Consider the following 6,381-nt stretch of genomic DNA (forward strand, 5'->3'; position numbering starts at 1 on the left):
CAGTGCGAATCAGGACAGCCCAGAATGCAGGGAATCAGAGCGCGGAGCGGGCTGCAAGTGCGCGATGTGCCTCATAGGCGACTTGCGTCTGAAAGTTCACGCAATGCGCCCCTGATACTGTGCGGATCGTGGCGCGGGGCGCCGCGCGCTACAACTTCGGCGCGAGGCACTGCGCGACATGGTCGGCAATCGTCAGGCAGGAGGTCAGGCCGGGGCTTTCGATGCCGAACAGGTTGACCAGGCTGTCCACGCCGTGCACCGCCACGTCCTGGATGACGAAGTCGGCATTGGCCTCACCGGGACCGGTCAGTTTTGGCCGGATGCCGCTGTAAGCGGGCTGCAGGCTGCCATCGGCCAGGTCCGGCCAATATTTGCGGATCTCGCTGTAGAAGCGCTCGCCACGAGCTGGATCGACGCGATAGTCGAGTTGATCGGTCCATTCGACGTCCGGCCCGAAGCGGGTGACGCCGTCGAGATCGAGCGTCAGATGAACACCGAGCCCGCCGGGTTCGGGCACCGGATAGACCAATCGCGAGAACGGCGCCCGGCCGACAACCGAAAAATAATTGCCCTTGGCATAATGGAGCCTTGGCACGAATTGCTGATCGAGCCCTTCAAGCGAACCGGCAAGTGCTGCGGCGCCAAGCCCGGCGGCATTGACGAAGCGCGGAGTGGCGATATCGAAGCGCTCGCCGCCAGCAGCGTCCACCGTCTCGAGCACGACGCGGCCCGCTTCGATGCGGCCGGAGGCGATGCGGGTGTTGAGGCTGAGTGCCGCCCCGTGCGCCTCGGCATCAGCCAGCAAGGCAAGCATCAGGGCATGGCTGTCGATGATCCCGGTGGCGGGCGACAGCAACGCCGCCGTACACTTAAGGCTGGGCTCCAGCGCATGCGCCTCGGCTTCGCGCAACGGCATCAGGTCGCCGGCGCCGCAAGCGCGTGCATTGGCCCGGATTGAGGCGAGCACCGGCTCCTGTTCGGCATTTGTGGCAACGATGAGCTTGCCGCAGCGCGAATGCGGGATCGCACGCTCCTCGCAATAGCGATAGAGTCTTTCCCGGCCGGCCACGCAGAACCGGGCCTTCAGCGATCCAGCCGGATAGTGGAGGCCGGCATGGATGACCTCGGAATTGCGCGAACTCGTCCCGGTGCCGATGGCGCTCTCGGCTTCCAGGACCAGCGTGTCGATGCCGCGCTGCGCCATCTCTCGCGCGATCGCCAGGCCAACAACGCCGGCGCCGGCGACAATGCAGTCGACATGGTCCACGGTCAGGTCAAGCCGAAGTTCTGCATGCGTCCATCCATCCGCTGGCCCTGTCGAAAGCGCTTGACACTATACCGTTCGAGAAAGATGCATCAAACGGCATAATGCACGGGGACCCTGCCGAGCCGGACCGGCGGCAGGACTGTTTCCGCGTGCAGTACAGGAGCCGTCATGGACGCACGACCGAATTCTCCCGAAGCCCGCGACATAAGCTTTCACATGCATGGCTATACGAATGCCCGCAAGCATCAGGAGTCGGGACCGCTCGTCATCGAGAAGGGCGACGGCATCTATGTCGAGGACCTCGCCGGCAACCGTTATATCGAGGCGATGGCCGGGCTTTGGAGCGTCGCGGTCGGTTTTTCGGAGAAGCGGCTGATCGATGCGGCAGTACGGCAAATGTCGAAGCTGCCCTACTATCATGATTTCGGCTCCAAATCGCATTCGCCGCTGATCGATCTCGCCGAGAGACTGGTGCAAATGGCGCCGGTGCCGATGAGCAAGGCGTATTTCACCAATTCCGGCTCAGAGGCCAACGATACGGCCATGAAGATGATCTGGTACCGGTCGAATGCGCTCGGCGAGCCGGCGCGCAAGAAGATCATCAGCCGCAAGAAGGGTTATCACGGCGTCACCATCGCCTCGGCGAGCCTGACCGGACTGCCCAACAACCACATTTCGTTCGATCTGCCGATCGCCAATGTGCTCCATACCTCGACGCCGCACCATTGGCGCGAGGCGCTGCCGGGTGAAAACGAAGAGCAGTTTTCGACGCGGCTTGCCGACGAGCTGGAAAAGCTGATCCTCGCCGAAGGACCGGAAACGATCGCCGCCTTCTTCGGCGAACCGATCATGGGTGCCGGCGGCGTCATCGTTCCACCGGCCGGCTACTGGGAGAAGATACAGGTGGTGCTGTCGAGATACGACATCCTGCTCGTCGCCGACGAGGTGATCTGCGGCTTTGGCAGAACAGGTGAGATGTTCGGGTCGCAGACCTTCGGCATCAGGCCCGACATCATGGTGCTGTCGAAGCAGATTTCTTCCTCCTATTTGCCGATCTCGGCCCTGCTGATCAACGAGAAGGTCTTCGAGCCGATCGCCAACGAAAGCAATCGTATCGGCACGTTCGGCCACGGCTTCACCGGCGGCGGCCATCCTGTTGCGGCTGCGGTTGCGCTCGAGAACCTGAAGCTGATCGAGGAGCGCGACCTTGTCGGCAATGCGCGCACCGTTGGTGCGCACATGCAGAAGCGGCTGCGCGATCTCGCTTCGCACCCGCTCGTCGGCGAGGTGCGCGGCATCGGCCTGATCGCAGCGGTCGAACTGGTCGGCGACAAGGCGAACAAGGCGCCGTGGGGCACGGTCGGTGCCTTGGGCGCGCTCGTCAACGGCTTCATGCAGCAGAATGGCGTCATCTCGCGCAATATGGGCGATGCGCTGGCTTTCTGCCCGCCGCTGATCATCACCGAGCCGCAGGTCGACCAGGTGATCGACGCGTTTGAACGGTCGCTCGAGGCTGCCGCCAAGCAGGTCCGATCGCCAAGCTGATCGCGCTATTTAGCGACGCCGACCGCGTCCGGAACGACCACCAGCTTGCCGACGAAGTCCTTGGCGATGAAATCGGCCTGGGCGCGATGGAAATCGGACAGCTTGTAGACGCCGCCGACCAGCGGCCGGATCTTCTTCTCCTCGATGTAGCGCACGATGCGGCGGAAATCCGCCCGCGTGCCCTGGCTCGAGCCATGCAGTTGCAGCTGTTTCAGATACATGGTGCGCAGATCGAGCTGCACGACCGGGCCGGCAATTGCACCAGCCGTGGTGTAGCGGCCTTCCGGCCTCAAGATGCGCAGGAGGTCGTTGAAGATCGCGCCGCCGACCAGATCGGCCACCACGTCGATCGGCTGCCCGCCGGTCGCCGCGGCGACGGCGGCCGGCAGATCGGCAACGCCACGGGTAATCACCGCCTCGGCGCCGATATCGCGCACCGCCTGTTCCTTGCCCTTGCCGGCAATGGCATAGGGAATGGCGCCGCGCGCCCGCGCCAGCTGCACGATGCCGGAGCCGACGCCGCCCGAGGCGCCGGTGACCAGCACACGCTCGCCGGCTTTCAATGCGGCGCGTTCCAGCATCTGCTCGCCGGTGAGATAGGCGCAGCAGAACGTGGCGAGTTCGACATCGCTCAGATCGGTGTCGACGATATGGGCGTTCTCGGCAGGCACTGTCTGGTATTCGGCATAGCCGCCGTCGCGGCCATGGCCCATATAGTCGATGTCGGCCAATGAATCGTCGTCGCGATTGTAGATGGAGAAATCGACCATCACCCGCTCGCCGATGCGGGCCGGCGACACGCCGTCGCCGATGGCAACGATGTTGCCGACCGTGTCGGTTCCCTGGATACGCGGGAAGGTCAGTGTGTTGCCTTGCCGCCGCCATGTCGATACCGCCGCGGCATCTTCCTCAGTGCCATAGGCGCCCTGGCGCACCCAGACGTCGGTGTTGTTCATACCGCAAGCGGTGACCTTGACCAGCACCTCGCCCGGGGCGGGCGAGGGTACTTTGACGTCGGTGCGGTAGACGAGCTTTTCCGGTCCGCCGTGCCCGATCAGCTGCACGGCGGCCATGGTGGCGGGGATGGTCTTGGTCATGGCATTCATGTCGGTTTTCAGATGTTGGCAAACACGCTCTTCACCGCGTCGGCCGTCTTGGAGACGACGATGTCGGCCTCTTCCCGCGTCAGGCAGAGCGGCGGCGCGAAACCGAGAATGTCGCCCTGCGGCATGGCGCGGCCGATGACGCCGCTTGCCGCAAGTGCGGTCGCGATCTGCGGTCCGATCTTTTGCGCGGCGTCGAAGAACACGCGGTCGTCCCGGTCGGCGACGAACTCGATTGCCGCCAGCATGCCATCGCCGCGCACCTCGCCGACGTTTTTGTGGCCGCCGACGGCCTTCGTCAGCTCGGCGCGGAAATAGGCGCCGGTCTCGCCGGCGTTCCGCACCAGGTCCATCTCGTCGATCAGTTCCAGGTTGGCGACACCGGCGGCGACGCAGATCGGATGCGCCGAATAGGTCCAGCCATGGCCGAGCGAGCCGAGCTTGTCGGAACCCTGCACCAGCACCTGCCAGACCTTGTCGGAGACGATGACGCCGGAGAGCGGCGCATAGGCCGAGGTCAGGCCCTTGGCGATGGTGATCAGGTCGGGCTTGATGCCGTAGTGGTCGGAGCCGAACATGGTACCCAATCGGCCGAAGCCGGTGACGACCTCGTCGGCGACCAGCAGCACGTCGTACTTCTTCAGCACCGCCTGGATCTTTTCCCAGTAGCCGGCTGGCGGCGGCACGATGCCACCGGTGCCGAGGATAGGCTCGCCGATGAAGGCTGCGACCGTTTCCGGCCCTTCGGCCAGGATCATCTCCTCGAGCTTGTCGGCACAGTATTGCGAAAACTGCTCCTCGTTCAGCGAGCGGTCGGCGCGGCGGAAATAGTAGGGCGCCTCGGTGTGCAGGACCGGCGCACGCGGCAGGTCGAAGGCGTTGTGGAACAGGTCGAGGCCAGTCAGCGATCCGGTCATTATGCCGGAGCCGTGATAACCGCGCCAGCGCGAGATGATCTTCTTCTTCTCGGGCCGGCCGAGCACGTTGTTGTAGTACCAGATCAGCTTGATATTGGTTTCGTTGGCGTCGGAACCGGAGAGCCCGAAATAGACCCTCGACATGCCTTGCGGCGCGCGGTCGATGATCATCTTGGAGAGCGTGATCGACGCCTCGGTGCCGTGGCCGACATAGGCGTGGTAATAGGCGAGGTTCTTGGCCTGCGCGGCGATCGCGTCGGCGATCTTCTGGCGGCCATAGCCGACATTGACGCAATAGAGCCCGGCGAAGGCATCGATGCTCTTCTTGCCGGTATTGTCCCAGATGGTGACGCCTTCGCCGCCGGCGATCACACGTGTCGGGCTCTCGCCACGCGCATGCGTTCCCATATGGGTCGAGGGATGGAAGAAGTGATCGCGATCCCACGCGGCGAGTTCGTTTGACTGGTCGAGCATTTTTCTACTCCTGAGGAAAATGTGTCGGCGCGGCTCACGCTACGTCGAGGCAGAGATATTTGAGATCGGTAAAGGCTTCGAGCCCATGACGCGAGCCCTCGCGGCCAATGCCGGACTGCTTGACGCCGCCGAACGGGACCGGCGCGCCGGTGATCTTGACGCGGTTGATGGCGACCATGCCATAGTCGAGCGCCCGGCCCATGCGCAATTGCCTACCGCCATTCTCAGTCACGACATAGGCGACGAGGCCGTATTCGGTGGCATTGGCTCGGGCGACGACTTCGTCTTCGCTGTCGAAGGGCGTCACGGCGGCAACCGGACCGAAGGTCTCCTCGCGCATGATCAAAGCGTCGTCTCCAATATCGGCGAGCAGGGTCGGCTGGTAGAACAACGGCCCGGCCGGATGGCGCTTGCCGCCGGTCAGGCAGCGCGCGCCTTTGGCGAGCGCATCGGCGACCTGCTCCTCGACCTTTTTGATGGCGCGTTCGTGCATCAAGGGTCCGATTTCGGAGTCGTCGGCCAAGCCATTGCCGGCCCGCAATGCCTGGACGCGTCTGGCGAAAGCAGTGCAGAACCGATCGTATAGCGGACGCTGGACATAGATGCGGTTGGCGGCGAGGCAGTCCTGGCCGGAGGTCGCGAATTTGGCGTCGACCGCAATGGCCACAGCCTTGTCGAGATCTGCGTCGGCGAAGACGATCAGCGGCGCATGACCGCCGAGTTCCATCACCAGACGCTTCATCGTCGGCGCACTCTGCGCGGCGATCAACCTGCCGATCTCGGTCGAGCCGGTGAAGCTCATGGCGCGGACGCGCGGATCTTCGCACATCCGCCCAACGATGGTCGAAGCCTTGCCGGTGAGGACGTTGAACACGCCTGCCGGCACGCCGGCGCGCTCGCCGAGCTCGGCCAGCGCCAGTGCGGACAGCGGCGTTTCCGAGGAAGGATGCGCGACAATGGTGCAACCGGCGGCAAGCGCGGCAGCCGCCTTGCGGGTCAGCATCGCCGCGGGAAAATTCCACGGCGTGACGACGCCGACGACGCCGATCGGCTCGCGCCGCACCATCATCTCGGC

At 64.2% G+C, this 6,381-nt stretch carries 5 protein-coding genes; 1 reads left to right on the plus strand and 4 read right to left on the minus strand.

What is annotated here, in order from left to right; genetic code table 11:
- Nucleotides 1–148: 148 nt before the first annotated feature.
- Entirely contained in the window at nt 149–1,267 is a 1,119-nt protein-coding gene (locus E5W70_RS02140; RefSeq protein WP_292653810.1) for an NAD(P)/FAD-dependent oxidoreductase, read from the minus strand.
- A gap of 168 nt (nt 1,268–1,435) precedes the next feature.
- Between E5W70_RS02140 and E5W70_RS02145 the strand changes: the two genes are divergently transcribed.
- A complete protein-coding gene (locus E5W70_RS02145) occupies nt 1,436–2,812 on the plus strand; it encodes an aspartate aminotransferase family protein (protein ID WP_292653811.1) in 1,377 nt (458 codons plus the stop codon).
- A 5-nt stretch (nt 2,813–2,817) separates the two neighbouring features.
- Here E5W70_RS02145 and E5W70_RS02150 read toward each other — a convergent pair whose 3' ends face one another.
- The 3 genes from E5W70_RS02150 to E5W70_RS02160 all read right to left on the minus strand — a co-directional run.
- Nucleotides 2,818–3,918: an alcohol dehydrogenase family protein gene (locus E5W70_RS02150; RefSeq protein WP_292653812.1), complete on the minus strand. Its 1,101-nt coding sequence runs from the start codon at nt 3,916–3,918 to the stop codon at nt 2,818–2,820.
- A gap of 8 nt (nt 3,919–3,926) precedes the next feature.
- Nucleotides 3,927–5,306 carry an aspartate aminotransferase family protein gene (locus E5W70_RS02155; protein WP_292653813.1) on the minus strand — a complete coding sequence of 460 codons (1,380 nt, stop codon included), beginning with the start codon at nt 5,304–5,306 and terminating at the stop codon, nt 3,927–3,929.
- 34 nt (nt 5,307–5,340) lie between these two features.
- Nucleotides 5,341–6,381 (minus strand): NAD-dependent succinate-semialdehyde dehydrogenase (locus E5W70_RS02160; protein WP_292653814.1); only part of this gene is annotated, 1,041 nt, incomplete at its 5' end.

The sequence above is a fragment of the Mesorhizobium sp. genome (assembly GCF_005063415.1).
GTDB lineage: Bacteria > Pseudomonadota > Alphaproteobacteria > Rhizobiales > Rhizobiaceae > Mesorhizobium.

What these genes read in the sequence shown, in the direction of transcription:
- E5W70_RS02155 (WP_292653813.1), bottom strand. Translation starts at nt 5,306, where the DNA reads ATGCTCGACCAGTCAAACGAACTCGCCGCGTGGGATCGCGATCACTTC.
- E5W70_RS02145 (WP_292653811.1), top strand. Translation starts at nt 1,436, where the DNA reads ATGGACGCACGACCGAATTCTCCCGAAGCCCGCGACATAAGCTTTCAC.
- E5W70_RS02150 (WP_292653812.1), bottom strand. Translation starts at nt 3,918, where the DNA reads ATGAATGCCATGACCAAGACCATCCCCGCCACCATGGCCGCCGTGCAG.